The organism is Malaciobacter sp. (assembly GCF_055140965.1).
Genome location: NZ_JBSRRO010000011.1, coordinates 1 through 22,579 on the forward strand (window position 1 = coordinate 1; position 22,579 = coordinate 22,579).

The 22,579-nt window shown below is 28.0% G+C and carries 22 protein-coding genes; 4 read left to right on the forward strand and 18 right to left on the reverse strand.

The window, feature by feature from the left end:
- Nucleotides 1-236 precede the first annotated feature (236 nt).
- Nucleotides 237-725: a hypothetical protein gene (locus ACTCCZ_RS04765; RefSeq protein WP_079578757.1), complete on the forward strand. Its 489-nt coding sequence runs from the start codon at nt 237-239 to the stop codon at nt 723-725.
- 1 nt (nt 726) lies between these two features.
- Here the strand turns inward: ACTCCZ_RS04765 and ACTCCZ_RS04770 are convergent, their stop codons facing one another.
- The 18 genes from ACTCCZ_RS04770 to rpsT all read right to left on the reverse strand — a co-directional run bounded on the left by ACTCCZ_RS04770 (nt 727) and on the right by rpsT (nt 19,374).
- A complete protein-coding gene (locus ACTCCZ_RS04770; RefSeq protein WP_228145327.1) occupies nt 727-1,461 on the reverse strand; it encodes a tRNA (5-methylaminomethyl-2-thiouridine)(34)-methyltransferase MnmD in 735 nt (244 codons plus the stop codon).
- Entirely contained in the window at nt 1,461-1,976 is a 516-nt protein-coding gene (gene luxS, locus ACTCCZ_RS04775; RefSeq protein WP_079578761.1) for an S-ribosylhomocysteine lyase, read from the reverse strand. Before luxS ends, ACTCCZ_RS04770 begins: the two co-directional genes overlap by 1 nt.
- Before the next feature lie 109 nt (nt 1,977-2,085).
- Nucleotides 2,086-5,676: a pyruvate:ferredoxin (flavodoxin) oxidoreductase gene (gene nifJ / locus ACTCCZ_RS04780; protein WP_079578763.1), complete on the reverse strand. Its 3,591-nt coding sequence runs from the start codon at nt 5,674-5,676 to the stop codon at nt 2,086-2,088.
- A 96-nt stretch (nt 5,677-5,772) separates the two neighbouring features.
- Nucleotides 5,773-6,432 carry an HAD family hydrolase gene (locus tag ACTCCZ_RS04785; RefSeq protein WP_079578765.1) on the reverse strand — a complete coding sequence of 220 codons (660 nt, stop codon included), beginning with the start codon at nt 6,430-6,432 and terminating at the stop codon, nt 5,773-5,775.
- Between the two features lie 2 nt (nt 6,433-6,434).
- Nucleotides 6,435-7,946: a peptide-binding protein gene (locus ACTCCZ_RS04790; protein WP_104412501.1), complete on the reverse strand. Its 1,512-nt coding sequence runs from the start codon at nt 7,944-7,946 to the stop codon at nt 6,435-6,437.
- Between the two features lie 90 nt (nt 7,947-8,036).
- A complete protein-coding gene (rpsI, locus tag ACTCCZ_RS04795; protein WP_079578769.1) occupies nt 8,037-8,426 on the reverse strand; it encodes a 30S ribosomal protein S9 in 390 nt (129 codons plus the stop codon).
- Nucleotides 8,427-8,431: 5 nt separating this feature from the next.
- Nucleotides 8,432-8,851, reverse strand: a complete 420-nt coding sequence (rplM, locus tag ACTCCZ_RS04800; RefSeq protein ID WP_079578771.1) for a 50S ribosomal protein L13 — start codon at nt 8,849-8,851, stop codon at nt 8,432-8,434.
- Between the two features lie 75 nt (nt 8,852-8,926).
- Nucleotides 8,927-10,198, reverse strand: coding sequence for a sensor histidine kinase (locus ACTCCZ_RS04805; RefSeq protein WP_228145328.1), 1,272 nt, complete (start codon nt 10,196-10,198; stop codon nt 8,927-8,929).
- A 98-nt stretch (nt 10,199-10,296) separates the two neighbouring features.
- Entirely contained in the window at nt 10,297-10,971 is a 675-nt protein-coding gene (locus ACTCCZ_RS04810) for a response regulator transcription factor (protein WP_079578775.1), read from the reverse strand.
- A complete protein-coding gene (locus ACTCCZ_RS04815; RefSeq protein WP_079578777.1) occupies nt 10,961-11,356 on the reverse strand; it encodes a phosphate-starvation-inducible PsiE family protein in 396 nt (131 codons plus the stop codon). The genes ACTCCZ_RS04810 and ACTCCZ_RS04815 overlap by 11 nt, the downstream gene beginning before the upstream one ends.
- 3 nt (nt 11,357-11,359) lie before the next feature.
- Nucleotides 11,360-12,025 carry a phosphate signaling complex PhoU family protein gene (locus ACTCCZ_RS04820; protein WP_079578779.1) on the reverse strand — a complete coding sequence of 222 codons (666 nt, stop codon included), beginning with the start codon at nt 12,023-12,025 and terminating at the stop codon, nt 11,360-11,362.
- Nucleotides 12,025-12,804, reverse strand: a complete 780-nt coding sequence (pstB, locus tag ACTCCZ_RS04825; protein WP_079578781.1) for a phosphate ABC transporter ATP-binding protein PstB — start codon at nt 12,802-12,804, stop codon at nt 12,025-12,027. Before pstB ends, ACTCCZ_RS04820 begins: the two co-directional genes overlap by 1 nt.
- A gap of 11 nt (nt 12,805-12,815) precedes the next feature.
- Nucleotides 12,816-14,006 (reverse strand): phosphate ABC transporter permease PstA, encoded by a 1,191-nt coding sequence (gene pstA, locus ACTCCZ_RS04830; protein ID WP_165786229.1) that lies wholly within the window; start codon nt 14,004-14,006, stop codon nt 12,816-12,818.
- Complete coding sequence (pstC, locus tag ACTCCZ_RS04835; protein WP_079578783.1) at nt 14,003-14,932, reverse strand: phosphate ABC transporter permease subunit PstC; 930 nt, start codon at nt 14,930-14,932, stop codon at nt 14,003-14,005. The genes pstA and pstC overlap by 4 nt, the downstream gene beginning before the upstream one ends.
- Nucleotides 14,933-14,991: 59 nt before the next feature.
- Nucleotides 14,992-16,740, reverse strand: a complete 1,749-nt coding sequence (locus ACTCCZ_RS04840; RefSeq protein WP_079578785.1) for a GGDEF domain-containing protein — start codon at nt 16,738-16,740, stop codon at nt 14,992-14,994.
- Nucleotides 16,741-16,858: 118 nt separating this feature from the next.
- Entirely contained in the window at nt 16,859-17,911 is a 1,053-nt protein-coding gene (locus ACTCCZ_RS04845; protein WP_079578787.1) for a PstS family phosphate ABC transporter substrate-binding protein, read from the reverse strand.
- Between the two features lie 107 nt (nt 17,912-18,018).
- Nucleotides 18,019-19,086, reverse strand: a complete 1,068-nt coding sequence (gene prfA / locus ACTCCZ_RS04850) for a peptide chain release factor 1 (protein WP_079578789.1) — start codon at nt 19,084-19,086, stop codon at nt 18,019-18,021.
- A 27-nt stretch (nt 19,087-19,113) separates the two neighbouring features.
- Nucleotides 19,114-19,374 (reverse strand): 30S ribosomal protein S20, encoded by a 261-nt coding sequence (rpsT, locus tag ACTCCZ_RS04855; protein ID WP_079578791.1) that lies wholly within the window; start codon nt 19,372-19,374, stop codon nt 19,114-19,116.
- An 85-nt stretch (nt 19,375-19,459) separates the two neighbouring features.
- Between rpsT and glmM the strand changes: the two genes are divergently transcribed.
- The 3 genes from glmM (at nt 19,460) to leuC (ending at nt 22,578) form a co-directional block, all read left to right on the forward strand.
- Entirely contained in the window at nt 19,460-20,794 is a 1,335-nt protein-coding gene (gene glmM / locus ACTCCZ_RS04860) for a phosphoglucosamine mutase (RefSeq protein WP_079578793.1), read from the forward strand.
- Nucleotides 20,791-21,243 (forward strand): signal peptidase II, encoded by a 453-nt coding sequence (gene lspA / locus ACTCCZ_RS04865; protein WP_079578795.1) that lies wholly within the window; start codon nt 20,791-20,793, stop codon nt 21,241-21,243. The genes glmM and lspA overlap by 4 nt, the downstream gene beginning before the upstream one ends.
- Before the next feature lie 66 nt (nt 21,244-21,309).
- A complete protein-coding gene (gene leuC / locus ACTCCZ_RS04870) occupies nt 21,310-22,578 on the forward strand; it encodes a 3-isopropylmalate dehydratase large subunit (protein WP_079578797.1) in 1,269 nt (422 codons plus the stop codon).
- The last annotated feature ends 1 nt before the right edge of the window (nt 22,579 follow it).

Below are 22,579 nucleotides of genomic sequence, written 5' to 3' on the forward strand. Positions count from 1 at the left end.
GGTGTGGAAACGTAGGCCTCTGCCAGCTCTTGAGTTTTTACAAGCCCTTATCTATTTTAACTTTTTACAGTTATCTTAGATATGGGCTTTTTTTTTAGCCTTCGCTTTTACCTTATGCATTTACTTTTACTTTCTTATTTCTTTATAATTTTCTTATATTAACTTTAACTTTGAGTATTAATATATTATTAACTAAATTTCGATAAAATACTTAAACATTAAAATAAGGAATTTAAATGCTATTATCTTTAAAGCAAAAGATTATAGACTATGTATTTACTGTATCTAAACAACCTATATTATTAAAAGATTTATTAATTGCGAATTCACAATATTTAGAAAAATTGCATGTAGATCCAGTAAAACTTGGCTTTAGGTTGAAAGTTGCTAGAGCATATTTAGTATATATATCTTTAGTTATTTTGTTTACAGTACCTTTTACAACTATAACACATAATTTATTTGCAAATTTAGATCCTCATGTATCAATAATAGTTGCAATGCTTTTAACAGCTGTTATTTTTATTTTTTTTAACTTCTTTAGGGTATGGCTAGTTGATCAAGTAGCACTAAGTCAAATAAAAAAAGGATGGCAAATACATTTTCCTTTTTTCCCATATGAAGAGTATAATAAAAAAATAAATGAGATTTTTCAGCAATCAAATAAATTAGAATTACAAAAGAAAGATTTACAAAAATATATTTTGGATAACCTAGCAGAATAGGTTATCTATCATAAAGAGCTTTTGCCTTTGGATTATTAATCTTTTTTAACTCCATATCAATATATTTACCTAAAACATTTTGATAAGAGATAAATGCTAAGGTTTGTTTTCTTTTTAAAGGGATATATTCATATATTTTAAAGCCAGCTTCATACATAGATAATCTAACAGGCGTTGCAATAGAGTATGTAGTAATAATAGTATCTTCTTTTGATAAGTTGTATAATAATTGAAAATACTCTTTAGTCCAAAGTTCATAATTTACATCACTTGAAAATGCATCTTGGTAGATTATATCAAATTTAATATCTAAATTTTTTAAATAATTTTTTGCATCACCTATGTAAAGTGTTATTTCAATTTGTTCATCCTTATAATAAAAATCTTTACATAATTGTTTTATTATTGGAACTAATGTATGAAACTCTTTGGGATATATGAAATTTTCTAAGCTATTAATTAGTTTTTTATCTAATTCTGGTGAATAAACATTGATTTTACTATTTATATTATTGTTTTTAATATAATAAATAGTTCCTAATGTATTATATCCAAGTCCAAAACATATATCTAAAATATTTACTTGATCTTTTTGTTTATGAAAAGTAAATGCAGGAATTACATGTTTAGATAAAGTCTCAAAAACAGCACCATCATCTATATTATGATAATGCTGTTTATACTCTTTTGAATAAAGAGTGTTTGAGCCATCTTTTGTAGTTACAAGTGAATACACTATACTTCTAGCTCTTTTAATTTATCTTCTGGTAAGAATAACTCTTTATTTGACATTACACCAATTTCTGAATTTAGAATATCTTGAGCTATTTGTTTTGCTTCATCTAGTGAGTGCATTTTATACGTACCACATTGAAACTTATTTAATTCAGGAATATCATTTTGAGATTTTACTTTTAAAACATCTTCCATAGATTTTCTCCATGCACTTGCAACCTCTTCTTCACTTGGGCTACCTAATAAACTCATATAAAAACCAGTTCTACATCCCATTGGTGAAACATCAATAATTTCAACCTTATCTGAGTTTAAATGGCTTCTAATAAAACCTGCGAAAAGATGTTCTAATGTATGAATACCTTTTTCTCCTAACATTTTTTCATTTGGAACACAGAATCTTAAATCAAATACTGTTATAACATCCCCCGCTGGTGATTTCATTGTTTTTGCAACTCTTACAGCAGGTGCTGGCATAATTGTATGATCAACTCTAAAACTATCTAATAATGGCATTTTAAACCTTTCAAATTTAATTATAATTTGAATTTTAGCTAAATAAAGGTAAATGAGTGATTAGTATTAATAAGTAGTATATTTTCAAAGAATATAAGAAGAAGAGGTTTTAAACCTCATTTTCTTCTTTTAAATCTTCAACTTCATCACTATAGTCCATAGCTGCCCATCTTTGAAGTTGTCTATATCTATATTGTGCATCTTTTTTATTTTTTTCAAGTAAAAAGTCTGCATGTTCTGGATTTAGTTTCTTTAAAGATCTATATCGATTCTCTCTTAATAAAAACTCTTCATATTTTTCCCATTTAGGTTTTTTCCCAAATATTTTAATAGGATTTTGACCCTCTTTTATTTTTCTTGGGTCAAATATATAAATTGGCCAGTATCCACTATCTGTTGCAAGTTGACCTTGTTCTACTGATTTCATTAATCCACCTTGAATTCCATGGGCGATACAAGGAGAGTAAGCAATAATTAAAGATGGGCCGTCATACTCTTCTGCTTCTTTCATGGCTTGAAGTGCTTGTTTTTGATTTGCTCTTGAGTTTATTTGTGCTATATAAATATTTCCATATGTCATAGAGATATAACCTAAATCTTTTTTAGCATTTGATTTACCATCATTTGTAAAATCTGCAATTGAACCAGCACGAGCAGCTTTTGATGACTGGCCACCTGTATTTGAATAAACTTCAGTATCAACTACTAAGATATTTACATTTGCACCAGTTGATAAAACATGATCAACACCACCATATCCAATATCATATGCCCAACCATCTCCACCAATCATCCATTGAGATTTTTTAACAAAATATTTTTTTAAATTTAAAAGTTCTTTTACCCCTTCTAAATCTTGATTAACTTCTAATTGAGGTACAAGTTTATCTCTTACTTCTTGAGTTTTTGCCCCATTATTTTTATTTTCTAGCCACTCTTTATATAGAACTTTTAGTGGATTATTTACTTTATCCATAGTTTTAATCATAATTTGTGCAACTCTATTTCTAATAGTTTCCATTGCAGCATGCATACCATAACCAAACTCTGCATTATCTTCAAAAAGTGAGTTTGCCCAAGCTGGACCTTCACCTTTCTCATTTTTTGTATATGGCGTTGATGGAGCAGAACCTGAATAAATTGATGAACATCCAGTTGCATTTGCAATCATCATTCTATCACCAAATAGTTGTGTTGCTAGGGTAATGTATGGAGTCTCCCCACAGCCAGGACATGCTGAGTGATACTCAAATAAAGGTTGCGCAAATTGTGAATTTTTAACATTTGAAGCTTCTACTAAATAATCTTTATAAGATACATCATTAAATAAGTAATCAGCATTCTCTTGCTCATTATTTTCATCTTCTTCATTATATGGTACCATCTTAAGAGATTTCTCTTTTGTAGGACATATATCAACACAGATATTACAACCTGTACAGTCTAAAATAGAGACTTGAATTTTGTATTTTAAATCTTTTTCTTTGAACTCTTTGCCTTTTGCATCTAATGCTTGATTTTTTATTCCCTCAGGTGCATTTTCAAACTCTTCTTTATCCATTAAAAAAGGTCTAATTACTGCATGTGGGCACTCAAAAGCACATTGATTACACTGAATACATGTATCGCTGTTCCATTTTGGAACCATTGTTGCAATACCTCTTTTTTCATATTTTGTTGAACCATTTTCAAATGTTCCACACTCCATACCAAGATCAACAATAGTAGATACAGGTATTTCATCACCTTTTGCTGCATTTACTACTTTTGCAAAACCTTCAACATATTCACTTCCATTGTATTTTGAATTTATAGTTAAAGAACCGCCCTCAAGATTTGACCACTCTTTTTTTACTTCTACTTTTTCAACTCCATGTTCTCCTTGGTCAATTGCTTGATAGTTCATATTTACTATCTCTTCACCTTTGTTTCCATATGCTTTTTTAGCATACTCTTTCATATACTCTTTTGCTTCTTCATATGGAATAACATTTGCAAGTTTAAAAAATGCTGCTTGCATAATAGTATTTGTTCTATTTCCTAAGCCAATATCATGGGCTAATCTTGTTGCATTAATTATATAAAAGTTTATATTTTTATCTGCAAGAAGTTTTTTTACTCTATTTGGTAGTTTATTCTCTATTTCATCTTTTGAATGAATTGAGTTTAATAAAAAAGTACCATTATCTTTTAATTTATCAACTACTTCGTATTGTTCTAAGTAAACCTCTTTTGAACAGGCTACAAAGCTTGGATTTGATACAAGATAAGTTGATCTAATAGGGTTTTTGCTAAATCTTAAGTGTGATCTTGTATATCCACCACTTTTTTTAGAATCATATGCAAAATATGCTTGTGCATAAAGATCTGTTTTATCACCAATAATTTTTACAGAGTTTTTATTTGCACCTACTGTTCCATCTGCTCCAAGTCCATAAAAAAGACATTCTGTTACATCTTCAACAACAGAAATATTCTCTTTTACATCAATTGAAGTATTTGTTACATCATCAATAATACCAACAGTGAAGTTATCTTTTGATTTATTACTTGCTAAATTATCAAAAAGTGCAATAATTTGGTTTGGTGGTACATCTTTAGAAGAAAGACCATATCTTCCTCCAATAATTTTTGGTTGATTTTTTTGTCCATAAAATAGTGATCTTACATCAAGATATAGTGGTTCTGCTAAACTTCCTGGCTCTTTTGTTCTATCAATTACACATATTCTTTCTACACTTAAAGGTAAAACATTCATAAAATATTTTGCAGAAAATGGTCTATATAAATGAACACTTAAAAGACCAACTTTTCTATTTTCTGTTTTTCTTAAATAATCAATTGTTTCTTTTATAGCTTCTGTAACTGAACCCATTGCAACAATAACATCAGTTGCATTTTCATCTCCATAATATGTAAATGGAGCATAGTTTCTACCTGTAACTTTAGATATTTCACTCATATATTCATTTACAATATCAGGAAGTGCATTATAGTATCTATTTGCTGCTTCTCTTCCTTGAAAATAGATATCATCATTTTGAGCTGTTCCTCTAGTAATTGGTGATTCAGGATTAAGTGAACTATCTCTAAATTTTTGTACAGCATCGTAATCAAGAAGTTTATCAAATACTTCATATGGCATTACTTCAACTTTATTGATTTCATGAGAAGTTCTAAATCCATCAAAGAAGTGTAAAAAAGGAACTCTTCCTTTTATGGCACTTAAGTGTGCAACACCTCCTAAATCCATAACTTCTTGTACAGAACCAGTTGCAAGCATTGCAAATCCTGTTGCTCTTGTACTCATTACATCTTGATGATCACCAAAGATAGATAATGCATGAGTAGCTAATGCTCTGGCACTTACATGTATAACCCCAGGTAATAATTGTCCAGCAACTTTATACATATTTGGTATTTTTAAAAGCAAGCCTTGTGAAGCTGTATATGTAGTAGTTAGTGCTCCTACTTGTAATGAACCATGAAAAGTTCCAGCAGCACCAGCTTCACTTTGCATCTCTATTACTTTTACTGTAGATCCAAAAAGATTTTCTTTACCTTGAGTAGCCCATTTTTCTGTTATATCACCCATTTGTGATGAAGGTGTGATAGGATATACTCCAGCAACTTCTGTAAAAGCATAAGAAACATGTGCAGCAGCTTCATTCCCATCCATAGTAGCAAATTTTTTTATCATTATCTATCCTTAAAATTCTATCAATTTTATAAATAATAATTAAAGTTGACTTAATAAAGTATTAATTCCTAGAATAATAAGTTTAAATTAAAAGTACTATTTACAGATATTACTTATAAGTTTTACAGCATCAAATGAACTCTTGGTAATAAAGTTTGTATACTCTTTTAATTCTGCTTCTTCTCCATATCCACATAAAACACCAACAGAATTAATATTTGATTCTTGTGCACAAATTAAATCTAATTTTGTATCTCCAATCATCCATACATTATGTTTTTTTTCATCATAATTCATTAAATCTAAAGTTTTCAAAATTGGTTCAGGATGTGGTTTTGGATTTTCTACATTCTCTCTACCTGTTATATGTTCAAAATAGTCTAAAATATTTAAGTGTTTTAATAAAGGAGTTGTATATAAAGCAGTTTTTGTAGTAACAATTGAAAGTCTAGCAAATTTTGATGCAAAATCAAGGCACTCTATTACTTCTTCTAAAAGTTTTGTTTGTTCTATTGAAACAGTTTTATATTTTTGTTTGTATGCATCAACAAAATCCCAAACTTTTAAATCATCAACCCCTAAATCTTTGTACATAATATCAAGGGGATAGCCTATTAATTTTTTAATATCTTCATCTTCTCCTTGAAAATCATATGCAAGTTCTTCAAATGTATGTCTAAAGCAGCTTATAATAGCAGTAGTTGAATCAATTAATGTTCCATCTAAATCAAATAATATAATATTGTTTTTTTTCAAATTTATTCCTTATTTATTTTTTCCCAATGAATTTGATTATGCATTATACCTAAAAAAGTTGGCTCAATATTTTTAATATCTTTATTAACAACAGTAATTGAGTTTGGTATAAATAAAAATAGATAAGGCAAATCATTGGTTATTTTTCTAAATATTCTTTTATATATTTTAGAGAGTTCTTTTTTATTTATAGTTTTAGCACCTTTTTCTATTAATTTATCAAGCTTTTTATTCTCATAACTTGTAAAATTGAATCTTCCTATTTCTTGTGAATTGCTATGCCAAATAGGATATGCATCTGGCATTAAAGGTAGAGACCAAGCAAGAAGAAGTGTTTCAAATTTTCTTGGGTGAACAACTGTATTTAAAAAAGCTTGCCACTCCAATACCCTAATTTTAACATTTACTCCTACTTTTTTTAGTTGATGTTGTAAAATTTGAGCTGCATTTATTCTTATATCATTTCCTGTATTTGTTGTTAATTCAAACTCCAATGGATTATTTTTGTCATAACCTGCTTTTTTTAATAACTCTTTTGCTTTTTTTATATCTTGTTTTATAGGTTTAATAGATTCATCATAAGCAAAAGTTCCAGGTAAAAATGGACCGTTACAAACTTTACCATGACCAAAAAACAAAATATCAACCATCTCTTGTCTATTTATTGCTAAAGAGAGTGCTTTTCTAACTTTTATATCTTGAAATTTTTTATTTTTTAGATTAAATGCCATGTATGTATATGAAAATGCAGGCTCTTCAATTACTTTATAGTTTTTATAAAACTCTTTGTTAACTTGTCTGTCAATTTGAATAGGAGTTAAAGAAGAAACATCTAATCTCTTTTGCTTTAACATTAAAAATGATGTTGTTGTATCAGGATAAAATTTATAATGAATTTTATCAATTTTTGGTTTTCCTTCAAAGTATTTTTCATTTGCATTTAAGACAATATCTGAAGAGTTTTTTAATGAATTTAGTTTATAAGGTCCTGTTCCAATGGGATTTTTATTAAATTTACTTGTCATTAAATCTTTTTCATCTTTTAAAAGGTGATAAGGTAAAAGACCAATTAACCAAATTTCTAAAGCTTTAAAGTAAGGTTCTTTATACTCTATTTGTAGTTTATATTTATCTAAAACTTCTACACTTTTAACTTTTTTATAGTTTGAAGCAATTGAGGTATAAACTTTAGGATTTTTAATAGTTTCATATGTAAATAAAGCATCTTTTGCAGTAACTTCAACTCCATCATGCCAAAGAACACCTTGTTTTAGTTCTATTATTAGTTTTGTATCAGTTTGAAAATAGAATTTTTTTGCAATATCAGGTACAATATTTCCATGTTTATCATATTTTAATAATCCATTAAAAAGCCACTGGCTAATTTGACTGCTTGCGCTATCATTTGATAATATGGGATTTAATCTACTAGGACTTGAGCTAATAGATAGATTTAATATACTTGCAAATAAAAAATTAAAACTAAATAGAATTAAAAGAATTGTTTTTTTCATAATGTATTGTAGTGTTTTTTCTTAAAAAAGTGCATAAAAAAAGGAAGCAAGTATTTTGCTTCCTTTGTAAAAACATATAAAAATAGTAGATTATCTTTTTGAGAACTGTACTGATTTTCTTGCTTTTTTTCTTCCGTATTTTTTTCTCTCAACGCTTCTTGCATCTCTTGTTAATAAACCATATGGTTTTAAAATTGCTCTAAATTGCTCATCATAAGCAACTAAAGCTCTTGAAATACCGTGTCTTACTGCATCTGCTTGTGCAGAATATCCACCACCTAGTGTTTTAACTACGATATTTACAGAAGTTTCTTGTTTTGATACTTCTAATGGTTGTGTAACTCTTTTTTTAATTGATTCAAGACCACCTAACCACTCATCTAAAGATTGACCGTTGATTGTAAGTTGACCATTACCATTCTCTAGCCATACTTTAGCTACAGCTGATTTTCTTCTTCCTGTTGCGTAAACTTTTGCCATTAGTCTTATCCTTTAATTTGCGCAGTATGAGGGTGCTCAGAACCTGCATATACTTTTAATTTTTTTAACATATCTTTACCAAGTTTTGTTTTTGGTAACATACCTCTAGTAGCTAATTTATATAATTTCTCAGGGTTTTTTTCAAACATGTCTGACATTTTGTGAGTTTTAGTACTTCCAAAATATCCTGAGTGAGTATAATAATTTTTGCTTTCTAGTTTATTTCCAGAAAATTTTGCTTTTGAAGCGTTAATAATAATAACGTAATCTCCGCAATCTACATGAGGAGTGTAAGATGGTTTATGCTTACCTCTTAAGATAGTAGCAACTTCAGTAATAATTCTACCAAATACTTTATCAGTTGCATCTACTACTACCCAATCTCTCTCGATTTCGTTAGCTTTTGCCATTTGAGTAAATTTCATTTATTTCTCCGATTTGATTAATGAGGTGAAATAATAGTCTAATAAAACTTAATAAATACTTAAATTAAGTATTTTTTAATATTTTATTATAAATTCTGAACCATGATGAAGTCTACTTTTAATTTCAAGGCTAAAATTATGTAATGATAAGATTGATTGAACGATAAAAAGTCCAAGACCCAAAGAGTTATTCCATCCATTTTTTGATACTCTATAAAATTTTCTATTGATCAAACTTAACTCTTTCTCATCTATTCCAATGCCTTTATCTATGATACTTACTGAAGAGGGTGCAATTTTAATTATTACATCATTTTCTGAATACTTTAAAGCGTTTTCCACTAAGTTTGATATTGCCATTTCCATCAAAGTTTCATCAAGTTTTAAAGTTACATCTTCTCCTTCTATAATAATTTCATGATCTTTATATTTATCTTTTAAATCAGATACTACACAATCACAAAGTTTTTTTATTGAACAGCTTTGTGTTGTGATTTGTTGTTTACCCTCTTCAAGCTTTAATGATAACCTTAGTTTGTCAATAATTTGTGACATTTTATTACCATTTGTTTGAATTTTATGAAGAAATTTTTTTCTCATATTTTCAGGTAAATCCAAATCTGTTAATAAAGTTTCACTATATCCAGAAATAATTGCTATAGGATTTTTAAATTCATGGGATATGGCTGAAATTATTTCATCTTTTTGTCTATTTGCAAGTTTTAGTTTTGCTGTTTGTTTTGATTTTTGTTTCTCTTTTTTTGAAAGTTTAGAAGAGACTTTGTTTAAAAATCTTGCAATTTTATTGAACTCTTGTGTATAGTTTGAACTTATTTGATAGTTTGGTCTTCCATCACTTAAATCAATTAAATATTTCAATATAGCATCTGTTTCATTTTTTATTTTAATACTAATAAAATAAGTAGCAAAAAATGCTAAAATCAAAAATATTGTAATTATTGCTATGACGTGAAAAGATAAATTAAAAAAATTTTCTTGAATTTTATCTGTATAATCAGCAAGTCTTATATAATAAGTAGAACCATTTAGTTTAATTTTTTTTGCTACATACAAAAGCTCTTTATTTATTGAATGGGAAAATCTTATACTTTTCCCATAATCATCATATCTAGCATGAATTATTTCATCTCTTTTTAAGTGATTATCCATAGATTCTTTATCTTTATCACTTTCTGTAAGAACATTTCCTTTTTCATCAATTATTGTAATTCTAAGCTTAGTTTTGTTTTTAAATTTGTTTACAATTTTTTCTATATCTTTAATATTATTTAGTACAAGTGAAATTGAATCAATATTTTGAGAAAGGTTTTTTTCTATTTGTTCCATATAGATATTTTTTGACCAAAAGTAAGTAGTAAAACTAATACTTAAAAATATAAGAAAAAATATAATAATAAAGGTTCTTAAGAAAAGTTGATGAATTTTTAACAAAAGATATATCCCTCACCTCTAATAGATTTTATATACTCTTTTTCACCATTTGGGTCAATTTTTGCTTTTAATCTTTTTACTGCAACATTTACTGTTTTTAGCTTTTTTTCAATTGAGTCTTCCCATACAGTATTTAATAAATGCTCCCTTGACATTAAAATATCTTTATTTTTTATAAACTCTAGGAGTAAATCATGTTCTAAATGTGTTAAATCAATAGCTTCATTATTAATATAAAATCTTTTATTATTTGCTTTATATACAATATCTTTGACTTTTAAAACCTCTATATCTTTAGATGTTCTTTTTAATACAGCTTTTACTCTTGCACATAACTCTTTTAGATTAAATGGTTTTGTAATATAGTCATCTGCATATGCTTCAAAACCTTCTAAAATATCTTCATCTTTATCTTTTGCAGTAACATAAATTACTGGATTTGTATAACCATTTGATCTTATTTTTGAAATAAAAGTAGCACCATCAATACCAGGAAGATTTCTATCCATTAAGATTAAATCAACATTCTCTTCATCTAAAATTTTATCAATTACTTTATTAATGCTCAAACATCCAATTGTTTCGTAACCATCTTTTTGTAATGTATATTCAAGTAACTCTAAAATATCTTCTTCATCTTCTACAATTAGTATTAATTTATTTTTCATCTATTTCTTCTTTTATAAAAATATCTTTTTTACTTGGAGAGTATTTTATAGCAAGTATTCTAAATATAAAGAAAATCAAAATCACAAATAGTAAAAAAAGTATAGTAAAATAGTCTTTTTCTGAGCGAGAAGTATAAATAATAACATCTCTTATTAAAAAAATAATAAATATATCAATTACATATCTAAGCCTTAATTTTGCTTTTTTTATAAAATCAGAAATCATCTTCATAACTTCCATTATGACTATAAACTCTAACATTAAAACAATTGTTTTTTGGAAATCTAGTTTTGCAGCAAGAATTATTATAAAAATAACAGTTGCTGCAAGAAATTCATAATTATTCTCAAAATAATTTCTAATTTTTAATATGGCTTTTCTCATATATTATTGTTCTAATTCTCCACCTATGTATGCAAACACAATTAAGTTTGCAATACTTGTAGCTCTATCAGCGCATTTTTCTAGTTTTCTTAAACTACTTAGTAAGTTAAAATAATCTTTTGAAAGTTCTTGATTTTTTGAGATAAGTTTTAAAATATTTTTCTCAACCATAGCATATAAATCATCAGTTTTGCTCTCTTCAACTAATACTTTATTAAAACTCTCTTCAATAATCTTTTCATTTGTTTCATCAAGCATACTTAATGTTATCTCAAGTGCACTAGCTGCAGCTTTTTGCAAGGGAATTGCATATTCTAAAATAGTAGTTTCATCAAGCTCTTCTGAAAATGATTTTCGAAAAGTCTTTATAAATATTTTTGAATTAGTACCTGCTCTTACTAATTCATTTGTAATCTTTAAATAAGAAACCATATGTCTTAAATCTTTTGCTTCTGGTGAATATAAAGCAAGTGTTGTAACTATTAAGTTATCAACTTCATTTGATTTTGAAACTAATTTTTTTAATGATAAATCAATATCTTTCAATAAATTAATATCATTATCTTTTAATGCTTTTAATGAAGTTTTATTGGCTTTTAATACAATCTCACCAATCTGCCTTATTTCATTTTTTATTGTTTTAATTTTTTCTTCATAAGTTTTTAACATTATCCAAACCTTCCTGTAATATAATCTTCTGTTTTTTTATTATTTGGATTTACAAATATTGTTTCTGTTTCATCATACTCTATTAGTTTTCCTAAGTGGAAAAATGCAGTATAATCAGCAACTCTTGCTGCTTGTTGCATATTATGAGTAACAGTTATAATTGTATAATCTTGTTTTAGCTCTAACATTAAAGCTTCTATTTTTTCTGTTGAAATTGGATCAAGTGCAGATGTTGGCTCATCCATTAAAATAACTTCTGGTTTTACAGCAATTGTTCTTGCTATACAAAGTCTTTGTTGTTGACCCCCTGAAAGTGATGTTCCTGGTTCACCTAATTTATCTTTAACTTCTTCCCATAAACCAGACTTTTTTAAAGATGATTCAACTAGCTCATCACACTCTTTTCCCTTTTTTACAATTCCATGTTTAAGTGGTGCATAAGCTACATTCTCATAAATAGATTTTGGAAATGGATTTGGTTGTTGAAAAACCATTCCAATTTTTTTTCTAACACTTACTTCATCCACATCTTTATCATAAATATTTTTCTTATCAATTATTACTTCCCCATCACTTTTTACAATTGAAATTAAGTCATTCATTCTATTTAAACATCTTAAAAATGTAGATTTTCCACATCCTGATGGTCCAATTAAAGCTGTTATTTTATTTTTATAGATATCTACGTCAATATTGTGTAAAGCATGGTTGTCTCCATACCACAAATTTAAAGCTTTAACATTGACTTTTATTTCATTTTTTATATTTTCTTTATTCATTTTAATATTTCCTACCATTTAACTTCGAATTTTTTTCTTAAATATATTGCAAGTGTATTTAGTGAAATTAAAACACTTAATAAAACAATAATACCAGCTGCTGTTTTTTCTATATACATTCTTTCTGGCATTCCTGCCCATGTGAATATTTGAGCTGGCATAACAGTTGCAGCTTGTGTAACAGAAGATGGAGCATCTGGAATAAATGCAATCATACCAACAATAATAAGTGGAGCTGTTTCACCCATGGCTTGCGCAAGTCCAATAATTGATCCTGTCATAATTCCAGGAAAAGCTAATGGTAAAACATGATCTCTAGTTACTTGAATTTTTGTAAGTCCAAGACCATAACCTGCTTGTCTAATAGAATCAGGAACACTTCTTAAAGCAGCCCTTGCGCTTACAATAATAATAGGCAATGTCATAAGTGCTAAAGTTAGACCACCAACTAAAGGTGAACTTCTAGGAAGCCCAAATAAGCTTATAAATATTGCAAGACCCAAAAGACCAAATAGTATTGATGGAATTGCTGCAAGATTATTTATATTTACTTCTATTATTTGTGTAAACTTATTATCTTCTGCAAACTCTTCAAGATAAATTGCTGTCATAACTCCAATAGGAAAAGCAACAAGCATTGTAATAAGAAGTGTTAACACTGAACCTATAATTGCTGATTTAAAACCTGCATATTCAGGTGTTTTTGAATCACCATTTTCAAAAAAGAGTTTATTAAATTGTAGTCGTGCTTTGTTTTCAGCTTTTAAATCATCAACTATAATTCTATCTTTTCTTTTTAATTTATAATAATGACCTTTTAAATATTGATCTACTTGATCATCTGCTAAAACCCATGTTGAGACTGTTTTACCCATTAAACTAGGATCTTTTTCAATCATATTTGGAACTTCTCTAATCCATGCTCTTGAAACAACACCTGTGTATTTTCTATCAATTGATTTTCTATAGTTTTTTATTGATGCTTCATTATATGTTACATCAACAAGTAAATATGCCTGTTTAAAAGCAGGTGCACCTTTAGTAACTATATCTGTTAAGAAAAATGCTAAAAATGCAATAGAAAAAATAAGTGATGCAAGGGTAAATAACTTGAATCTTCTTGAACTTTTATGCCTATTTTTTAAACTTGGGTCATAAAATGGATTCTCTTCTTTTTTATTCTTTTTTCTTCTTATTATCATAATGTATTCACTTTATATTTTTCTTTGAATTTTCTAATTAACATTAGTGAAACGATATTTAATACTAATGTTACAACAAATAAAACAAGTCCTAATGCAAATGCTGAAAGTGTTGCAGGAGAGTTAAAAGCTTGATCTCCTACAAGTGCATCAACAATTCTAACTGTTACTGTTGTCATATCTTCTAAAGGATTGATCGATAAGTTTGGTCTTAATCCAGCTGCCATAACAACAATCATAGTTTCACCTAAAGCTTTTGAAAGACCTAGTAATGAAGCTGAGATTATACCTGGCATTGCAGAGGGTAAAACAATATTTTTTATTGTTTCCCCATGAGTTAAGCCCAATCCTAAAGAAGCTTTTCTTTGTGAGTCTGGAACAGCTCTAATTACATCATCACTTAATGATGCAATTACAGGAATAATCATAATTCCCATTACAATACCAGATGCAAGAGCTGAGTTAAATGAGGCTTCAAAACCTAATGAAGCAGCTGCTTTTACAACAAAGGGAGCTACTGTAATTGCAGCAAAAAAACCATAAACAACTGTTGGAATACCTGCAAGAATTTCTAAAAGTGGTTTTAAAGTATTTCTTACTCTTCCTGATGCGTACTCACTCATATAAACAGCACTTCCCAAGCCAATTGGTATTGCAACTGCCATTGCAATAATTGTAATTACAAAAGTACCTGTAAAAATTGGAACTGCACCAAATTTACTATTTGCTATTCCTGGTGACCATTCTGTACCTGTAATAAAGTACCAAAAACTTCTTAATTTGAAAAATTCTATAGCTTCAAAAAGAATCGAAAATAGAATTCCAAATGTTGTTAAAATAGAAATAATTGAAGCGGTAATTAAAAATGCTTTAATTATTTTCTCTTTTATCTCTGTGGATTTATTTCTTGTTTCAAAGGGTGTCAATACATTTACCTTTACTTCTAAAATTTTAAAAATTCTATAGAAAATTGGTTACAAATAGGTTACATTAGAATGCAACTAGCAAGTGGAGTAGTTGTTAGCTTGGAGTCTTTTTTAATTTTCCCTAATACTTTATCAAGGTTTGAAGAGTTTGAATATTTTGTAATTTCTATTATGGCAGAACATACACTTAAAAGTTTAAATTTTCTCACAACACCAAATCTATCCTTTGTTCTTATGAAGCCATTTTCTTTATCTTCTTCATTATATAAACTACTAACGCTTTGTCTAAACTCTTCTTGTATTTGATCTATCTTTTTATATACTTTCTCAAATTTTTTACCTCTAAATCCAACAAAAAAATCATCTCCTCCAATATGTGCAATAAAACTATTTTTAGATAGATTTTTTTGTAATAATTCAGAAAATATAAGTATTGCTCTATCTCCTTGTCTAAATCCATAATAGTCATTAAAAGGCTTAAAGTCATTAAAATCAAAGTAGGCTATATGCGTTATATCTTCAGTATTAAAACTCTCTTTTATAAACTTATCAATTTGATTATTACCAGGAAGTTTTGTAAGAGGATTTTGATTTTGTGCAATCTCTATATTTCTTTTAAAGGATAAAGATAAAAGATTATTTACATTGATAAATCCAACATATTTACTATTTTTAGTTACAAATATACCTTTTGATTCATTACCTCTTAAATTAAACATCTCTAATGTTTTATCTATTCCCCAAGATACTTCAATAGATAATGATGATTTTATATATGAACTTAATCTTGATCTAAAAGATACATTTTGAGCAAGTGATAAGCCATATTGTGAATAAGATAGTTTTTTTATATCTACTTCATAAACTACTCCCATAAGTGTTTCATACTCATCAATAATTGGAACAAAAGTATTATTTGGAAACTCTTTAAAATATAAAAATAGATCATGTAAACTTGAATTTATACTAAGTGGTTCAATAAATTCAATATAATCTTTATCAATTAAATTACTTTTATTGTTTCTTCTATCATTTTTAAAAAGATTTGGGATATCTTCATATGTATCTTTTATATCTAGTATATTTAAACTTGGTTTTAAAATTAAAAAACCTTGAATATAATCAATATTAATCTCTTTACAAGTGTAGTATTCAGCAATCGTTTCTATTCCCTCAGCTATTACTACTATTCCCATAACATGTGCCATTTCGACAATTGAAGAACAAAATAGTTTTTTTCTTGAATCTTTATTTATATCTTTTATAAAAAATCTATCAAGTTTTATATAATCTGCTTCACTTAAGTATAAAAGTTCAAGTCCAGAAATACCAGTTCCAAAATCGTCAATTGCAATATTAAAACCTTCACTTTTATAATTAGTTAAAATTTTATTAATCATTATTTTATTTTGCATTGAGCCATTTTCTGTTATTTCAAAACAAATAGATCTCTCTTTTATATTAAGCTCATTCAAAATCTTATTTGTATTACCTTTTTCAAAATCAGGCATATATAAAAGTCTATTATCTAAATTATAAAAAAGTTTTAAATCTTCTATTTTTATGTGACTAAATTTTTCTATAGCTTTTTTTCTTAAAATTAGATCAATCTTATATAATATTTTTTTATCAAAAAAACTATCAAATAGATCTAAAATAGATTGGTATCCAAGATTTTGATATCCTCTTATTAAAGCTTCAACAGCGAAAGTTTTGCCAGTTCTTGTATTTACTATTGGTTGAAATGCATAATCTAACTTATCAACAATTATACTAAAATTTTCACTTTGATTTTTTGAAGTCGACATAAGAAGACCTTTGTAGTTATATATATAGATCTTTGTTATTTATTTGTCAAAATAGATAAAGACCTATATTTATAGCTAGTTTAGATAAATTAAAGAGGAGTAAAATCCTCTTTAATATTTAGTGTTTTAAATCTTCTAATGTAAGATTTTGTCTTTTTGCAACTCTTGTTTTTACAGCTTCTCTTTGTGCTTTTGGTAAAGGAATAAGACCAATTTCAGTTAAAATTCCATTTTCACCAATCATCATATCATCTGTGAACATATTTACATAATCTTTTATAGCAGGAACATCTTTTTCATGAGATTTTTTGATATAGAAAAATAGTGATCTTGATACTGGATATTTTCCTGATGAAATTGCATCTGGAGTTGGCATTACTCCATTTATTTTTGAACCTATTAACTTGTCTTCATTTTCAACTAAGAATGAATATCCAAAAATACCAAATGCATTTTTATTTTTTACAAGTTTTTGAACAATTAAGTTATCATTTTCACCTGATGGAACATATACACCATCTTGTCTTACTTTATGGTATTTTTTATAAGCTTTATATTTTTCTTTATCTTTTTTATATAAAGATGTATATTCTGGCATCTTTTTGAATGTACCTTTTAAAATCATATCTTCAAATGCATCTCTTGTTCCTGATGATTTTGGAGGACCATAAATAATAATTTCTCTATTTGGTAAAGAAGAGTCAATATCAGACCATTTTTTATAAGGATTATCAATTAGTTTTCCATCTTTTCCTGGAACTTCTGCTGCAACTGCTAATGCTAGTTGTTTTGTTGTTACTGAAAATGGTTTATTATCTTTTGATTCAGCAAGTGCTATACCATCAAATCCTATAACTACTTCTGTGATTTGAGTTACACCATTTTTTTCACATAATTGAAACTCTTTAGTTTTCATTCTTCTTGAAGCATTTGTAATATCAGGTGTATTTAAATCATTACCTGCACAAAATAGTTTCATACCACCACCTGAACCAGTTGATTCTACCACAGGAGTAGGATATTTTGTTGTTGCACCTAACTCTTCAGCAACTGCTGATGCAAAAGGATAAACAGTTGATGAGCCAACCATTTTTATTTGATCTCTAGCGCTTAAACTTACAGTTAAAGCAGCACTTGCAAGAATTGCTAATGTTGTTTTTTTTAATGTCATATTTTATTCTCCATTGATGTTTGATAGAGAAATTATAAAATTAGTTGGTTACATTTTGGTTACTATTTTTTAATTAAGTAAGAAAGAAGATGAAAAGAAGTGACAAACTATATGTCACTTGTTTCCATAAGTTTTGATTGATAATCTGCAATTAATGGATCAATTATTTCATCAAATAATCCATCATTCATTATGTATTCAAGTCTATAAAGAGTAAGGTTAATTCTGTGGTCTGAGACTCTATTTTGTGGATAATTATATGTTCTAATTCTTCCACTTCTATCTCCAGTTCCAACTTGGGCTTTTCTATCTGCACCTTCTTGAGCCATTTGTTCTTTCATTTGTAAATCATAAAGTCTTGCTTTAAGAACTTTCATGGCTTTTTCTCTATTTTTATGTTGTGACTTTTGATCTTGGTTTGTTACAACAAGTCCGCTTGGAAGGTGAGTAATTCTTACTGCACTATCTGTAGTATTAACAGATTGTCCTCCATTACCACTTGCTCTCATTACATCAATCTTTAAATCATTTGGATTGATTTCTATTTCTACATCGTCAACTTCTGGCATAACTGCAACAGTAATTGCTGATGTATGAACTCTACCTTGTGATTCAGTTGCTGGTACTCTTTGAACTCTGTGTGTTCCACCTTCAAATTTTAGCTTACTATACGCATGGTCACCTTTTACTAAAAGTACCAGTTCTTTATAGCCTCCAGCCTCATTCTCACTTGAGTTCATTATTTCAACTTTCCAACCATTATTTTCTGCATATCTTAAATAACCTCTAAATAGATCACTTACGAAAATAGCAGCTTCATCTCCACCTGTTCCAGCTCTTAGCTCTAAATATATATTTTTGTCATCATTTGGATCTTTTGGCATCATAAGAATTTTAATCTCTTCTTCTAAACTATATTTAGCTGAATCTAACTCTTTTAATTCTTCTTTTGCAAGTTCACCTAACTCTTTGTCTTCTAAAAGTATTTTACTTTCTTCAATACCTTCAAGAACTTTAATATACTCTTTTGCTTTAGTAACAATTGGTTCAATAGCTGATTGTTCTTTTGAAAGTTCTGTCATCTTTTTTATATCAGATGTAACTTCTGGTGAGATCAACATTTCGTTAATCTCTTCATATTTATTTATAAAATGTTGCAGTTTTTCTTTTAGCATAATTATATTTACTATATAACCTTTAGATTATATAGCATTTACTTTAGTTTGTAATCTACTAACTTTTCTAGCTGCATTACCTTTTTTTAATATACCTTTACTTACACAATGGTGAATATACTTATTTGCAGTTTTCATTGCTTCAGTTGCTTTTTCTTTATCATTTGCTTCAACAGCAGATAATACATCTTTAGTTATGTTTTTAACTCTTGTTTTGTAGAATCTATTTCTTTCTGTTCTAACTTTAGTTTGTCTAGCTCTTTTTTCAGCAGATTTATGATTTGCCATTTTATTTTAACCTCTTTGTAAAAAATTTAAGGGTAGAATGTTACCTAAAACAACTTTAAATTAAGTTTAAATTTAGGAAGATTTAATGAAACTATTTGGAACTGATGGAGTAAGAGGAAAAGCTGGTGAGTTTTTGGATGCAATAACTACAATGAAACTTGCAATGGCAGCTGGGATACATTTTAGAAAACATTCTACGACAAATAAAATTTTGGTAGGAAAAGACACTAGAAGAAGTGGTTATATGATAGAGAATGCTCTTGTATCAGGATTAACAGCAGTTGGCTATGATGTTATTCAAATAGGCCCTATGCCTACGCCTGCAATTGCATACTTAACAGAGAGCATGAGATGTGATGCTGGAATTATGATTAGTGCTTCTCATAATCCTTATGATGATAATGGAATTAAATTTTTTGATAATCATGGAAATAAATTAAATTCAAAATGTGAAACAGAAATTGAAAATATTTTTGCAAATGAAGAATACCTAAGTTCTCAACAAAAAACTGGAAAAGAAATAGGAGCTTCAAAAAGAATTGATGATGTTATTGGAAGATATATTGTTTCAATTAAAAGTTCTTTTCCAAAAGATTTAACTTTACAAGGTATTAGAATTGTTTTAGATTGTGCAAATGGTGCTGCTTATAAAGTTGGACCAACAATTCTTGAAGAGTTAGGTGCAGAAGTAATAACTATTAATAATACTCCAAATGGATATAATATCAATGATGATTGTGGGGCACTTCATCCTAAAAATGTTGGAAAAGTAGTATTAGAAACTAGAGCAGACATAGGAATTGCACTTGATGGTGATGCTGATAGATTAGTAGTAGTTGATGAAAAAGGTGAAGTTATATCAGGTGATAAACTTATTGGTGCATTGTGTACTTATTTAAGTAGTCAAAATTTATTATCAAAAAATGCTTGTGTTGCAACTGTTATGAGTAATCAAGCACTAGAAGATTATTTAAATAAACACAATATTGAACTTCAAAGAAGTGATGTTGGGGATAAATATGTATTAGAAGGAATGAAAAATTGTTCTTTAAACTTTGGTGGTGAACAAAGTGGACATATAATTTTTTCAGATGTAGCAAAAACAGGAGATGGATTGGCAAGTGCTTTACAAGTTCTTGCAATGATGGTTAAAAGTAAAAAAACAGCTAGTGAAATATTAAATCCTTTTGATTTATATCCACAAGTATTAAAAAATATTATTGTTGGTGAAAAAAAGCCATTAAATAAAATTGAAGGCTTAAAAGAGCTTCAAGAAGAGATTAAAAGCTTAGGAATGAGAGATTTAATAAGATACTCAGGAACAGAAAAAAAATTAAGAGTTTTACTTGAGGGCAAAGATAAAAAGCTAGTAGATGAGTATATGGAAAAATTGACAGAGTTTTTTAAAAATAGACTATGAATAAAACAGTACTACTTTTTTTAATATTTTTAACTATTTTTATAACTGATCAAGCTATTAAATATGCTTTTGTTTATAATAACTGGGGTTATGAAGGAAGTTGTTTATCTTTTCAACTAGCTTACAATTATGGTGTTGCATTTTCTATGTTCTCTTTTTTAAAAGAGTATTTAAAATATATTCAATTAGCTTTAGTATTTATAGGAGTTATTTATTTATACTTTAATAAAGCTGTTTTAAAAGAGTATGCTTTGCCAATTGCTCTTTTGTTTGCAGGAGGATTATCTAATATTTTAGATAGATTCACATATGAAGCAGTTGTTGATTATATATATTGGCATTGTGGTTTTGAGTTTGCAATATTTAATCTTGCAGATATGATTATTAATCTTGCTGTGGGGATTATTATATATAAACAAATTTGGGGCAAAAATAAAGAAGAAGTATAGGCTTTTTGTAAGGTTAACTTTTTTTTAGATATAATTTTTGACAAATTATATATTAAGTAGGAATAAATGAAACAAACTATAACAGAAAAAATATTTAGTGAGCATATTGGAAGAGAAGTATATGCAGGAGAAATCATTAGATGTAATATAGATATGGTAATTGGTAATGATATTACCACGCCTATTTCTATTAAGGCATTTGAAGAAAGTGGGAAAGAGAAACTTGCTAATCCAGACGGTTTTGCTATTGTACTTGATCACTTTATTCCAGCAAAAGATATAGCAAGTGCAAACCAAGCAAAAATCTCAAGAGATTTTGCAATGAAACATGATTTGAAAAACTTTTTTGATGAAAAAGATATGGGAATTGAACACGCACTTTTACCTGAAAAAGGTTTAGTCTTACCAGGAGATGTTATTATTGGTGCTGATTCACATACATGTACACATGGTGCTTTAGGTGCTTTTAGTACGGGTATGGGAAGTACAGATATCTCTTTTGGAATGATTACAGGTGGAAACTGGTTTAAAGTGCCAGAGTCAATTAAAGTAGTATTTAATGGTAAGCCAAGTAAATATGTAACTGGAAAAGATTTAATTTTAGAAATAATTAGAATTTTAGGTGTTGATGGAGCACTTTATAAAACTTTAGAATTTACTGGAACAACAATTCCTTATTTGAGTATGGATGATAGATTTTCTTTATGTAATATGGCTATTGAAGCTGGAGCTAAAAATGGTATAGTTGCATATGATGAGGTTACAAAAGAGTTCTTAGACAGTAAAAAATCTTTAAGAGATGAGCCAAAAATACATTATAGCGATGAAGATGCAAACTACTGTCAAACTATTGAAATAGATGTAGAGAAATTAGAACCAGTAATAGCATATCCATTTTTACCATCAAATGGACATTCTATTTCTCAAGCAGTTGAAGATGAAATTAGAGTTGATCAAGTATTTATAGGTTCATGTACAAATGGAAGATTAAGTGATTTTGAAGTTGCAGCTAAGATTTTAGATGGTAAAAAAGTTGCAAGACATGTAAGACTTATCATAACTCCTGGAACACAACAGATTTTAAGAGATGCAACAAAATTAGGATATATTGATATTTTAGTTGATGCAGGTGCAGTTGTATCAAATCCAACTTGTGGAGCATGTTTAGGAGGATATATGGGGATTTTAGGAGATAATGAAGTTTGTATCTCAACTACAAATAGAAACTTTGTTGGAAGAATGGGAAGTAGAAGTTCAAAAATCTACCTTGCAAATAGTGCAGTTGCAGCTGCTAGTGCAATCTCTGGATACATAACTGATCCAAACTCTTTATAAT

Coding starts and splice junctions, on each gene's coding strand:
- ACTCCZ_RS04765 (WP_079578757.1), top strand. CDS start 237: ATGCTATTATCTTTAAAGCAAAAGATTATAGACTATGTATTTACTGTA.
- luxS (WP_079578761.1), bottom strand. CDS start 1,976: ATGCCATTATTAGATAGTTTTAGAGTTGATCATACAATTATGCCAGCA.
- nifJ (WP_079578763.1), bottom strand. CDS start 5,676: ATGATAAAAAAATTTGCTACTATGGATGGGAATGAAGCTGCTGCACAT.
- ACTCCZ_RS04790 (WP_104412501.1), bottom strand. CDS start 7,946: ATGAAAAAAACAATTCTTTTAATTCTATTTAGTTTTAATTTTTTATTT.
- rpsI (WP_079578769.1), bottom strand. CDS start 8,426: ATGGCAAAAGTTTACGCAACAGGAAGAAGAAAATCAGCTGTAGCTAAA.
- rplM (WP_079578771.1), bottom strand. CDS start 8,851: ATGAAATTTACTCAAATGGCAAAAGCTAACGAAATCGAGAGAGATTGG.
- ACTCCZ_RS04805 (WP_228145328.1), bottom strand. CDS start 10,198: ATGGAACAAATAGAAAAAAACCTTTCTCAAAATATTGATTCAATTTCA.
- ACTCCZ_RS04810 (WP_079578775.1), bottom strand. CDS start 10,971: ATGAAAAATAAATTAATACTAATTGTAGAAGATGAAGAAGATATTTTA.
- ACTCCZ_RS04815 (WP_079578777.1), bottom strand. CDS start 11,356: ATGAGAAAAGCCATATTAAAAATTAGAAATTATTTTGAGAATAATTAT.
- ACTCCZ_RS04820 (WP_079578779.1), bottom strand. CDS start 12,025: ATGTTAAAAACTTATGAAGAAAAAATTAAAACAATAAAAAATGAAATA.
- pstB (WP_079578781.1), bottom strand. CDS start 12,804: ATGAATAAAGAAAATATAAAAAATGAAATAAAAGTCAATGTTAAAGCT.
- pstA (WP_165786229.1), bottom strand. CDS start 14,006: ATGATAATAAGAAGAAAAAAGAATAAAAAAGAAGAGAATCCATTTTAT.
- ACTCCZ_RS04840 (WP_079578785.1), bottom strand. CDS start 16,740: ATGTCGACTTCAAAAAATCAAAGTGAAAATTTTAGTATAATTGTTGAT.
- ACTCCZ_RS04845 (WP_079578787.1), bottom strand. CDS start 17,911: ATGACATTAAAAAAAACAACATTAGCAATTCTTGCAAGTGCTGCTTTA.
- prfA (WP_079578789.1), bottom strand. CDS start 19,086: ATGCTAAAAGAAAAACTGCAACATTTTATAAATAAATATGAAGAGATT.
- rpsT (WP_079578791.1), bottom strand. CDS start 19,374: ATGGCAAATCATAAATCTGCTGAAAAAAGAGCTAGACAAACTAAAGTT.
- glmM (WP_079578793.1), top strand. CDS start 19,460: ATGAAACTATTTGGAACTGATGGAGTAAGAGGAAAAGCTGGTGAGTTT.
- lspA (WP_079578795.1), top strand. CDS start 20,791: ATGAATAAAACAGTACTACTTTTTTTAATATTTTTAACTATTTTTATA.
- leuC (WP_079578797.1), top strand. CDS start 21,310: ATGAAACAAACTATAACAGAAAAAATATTTAGTGAGCATATTGGAAGA.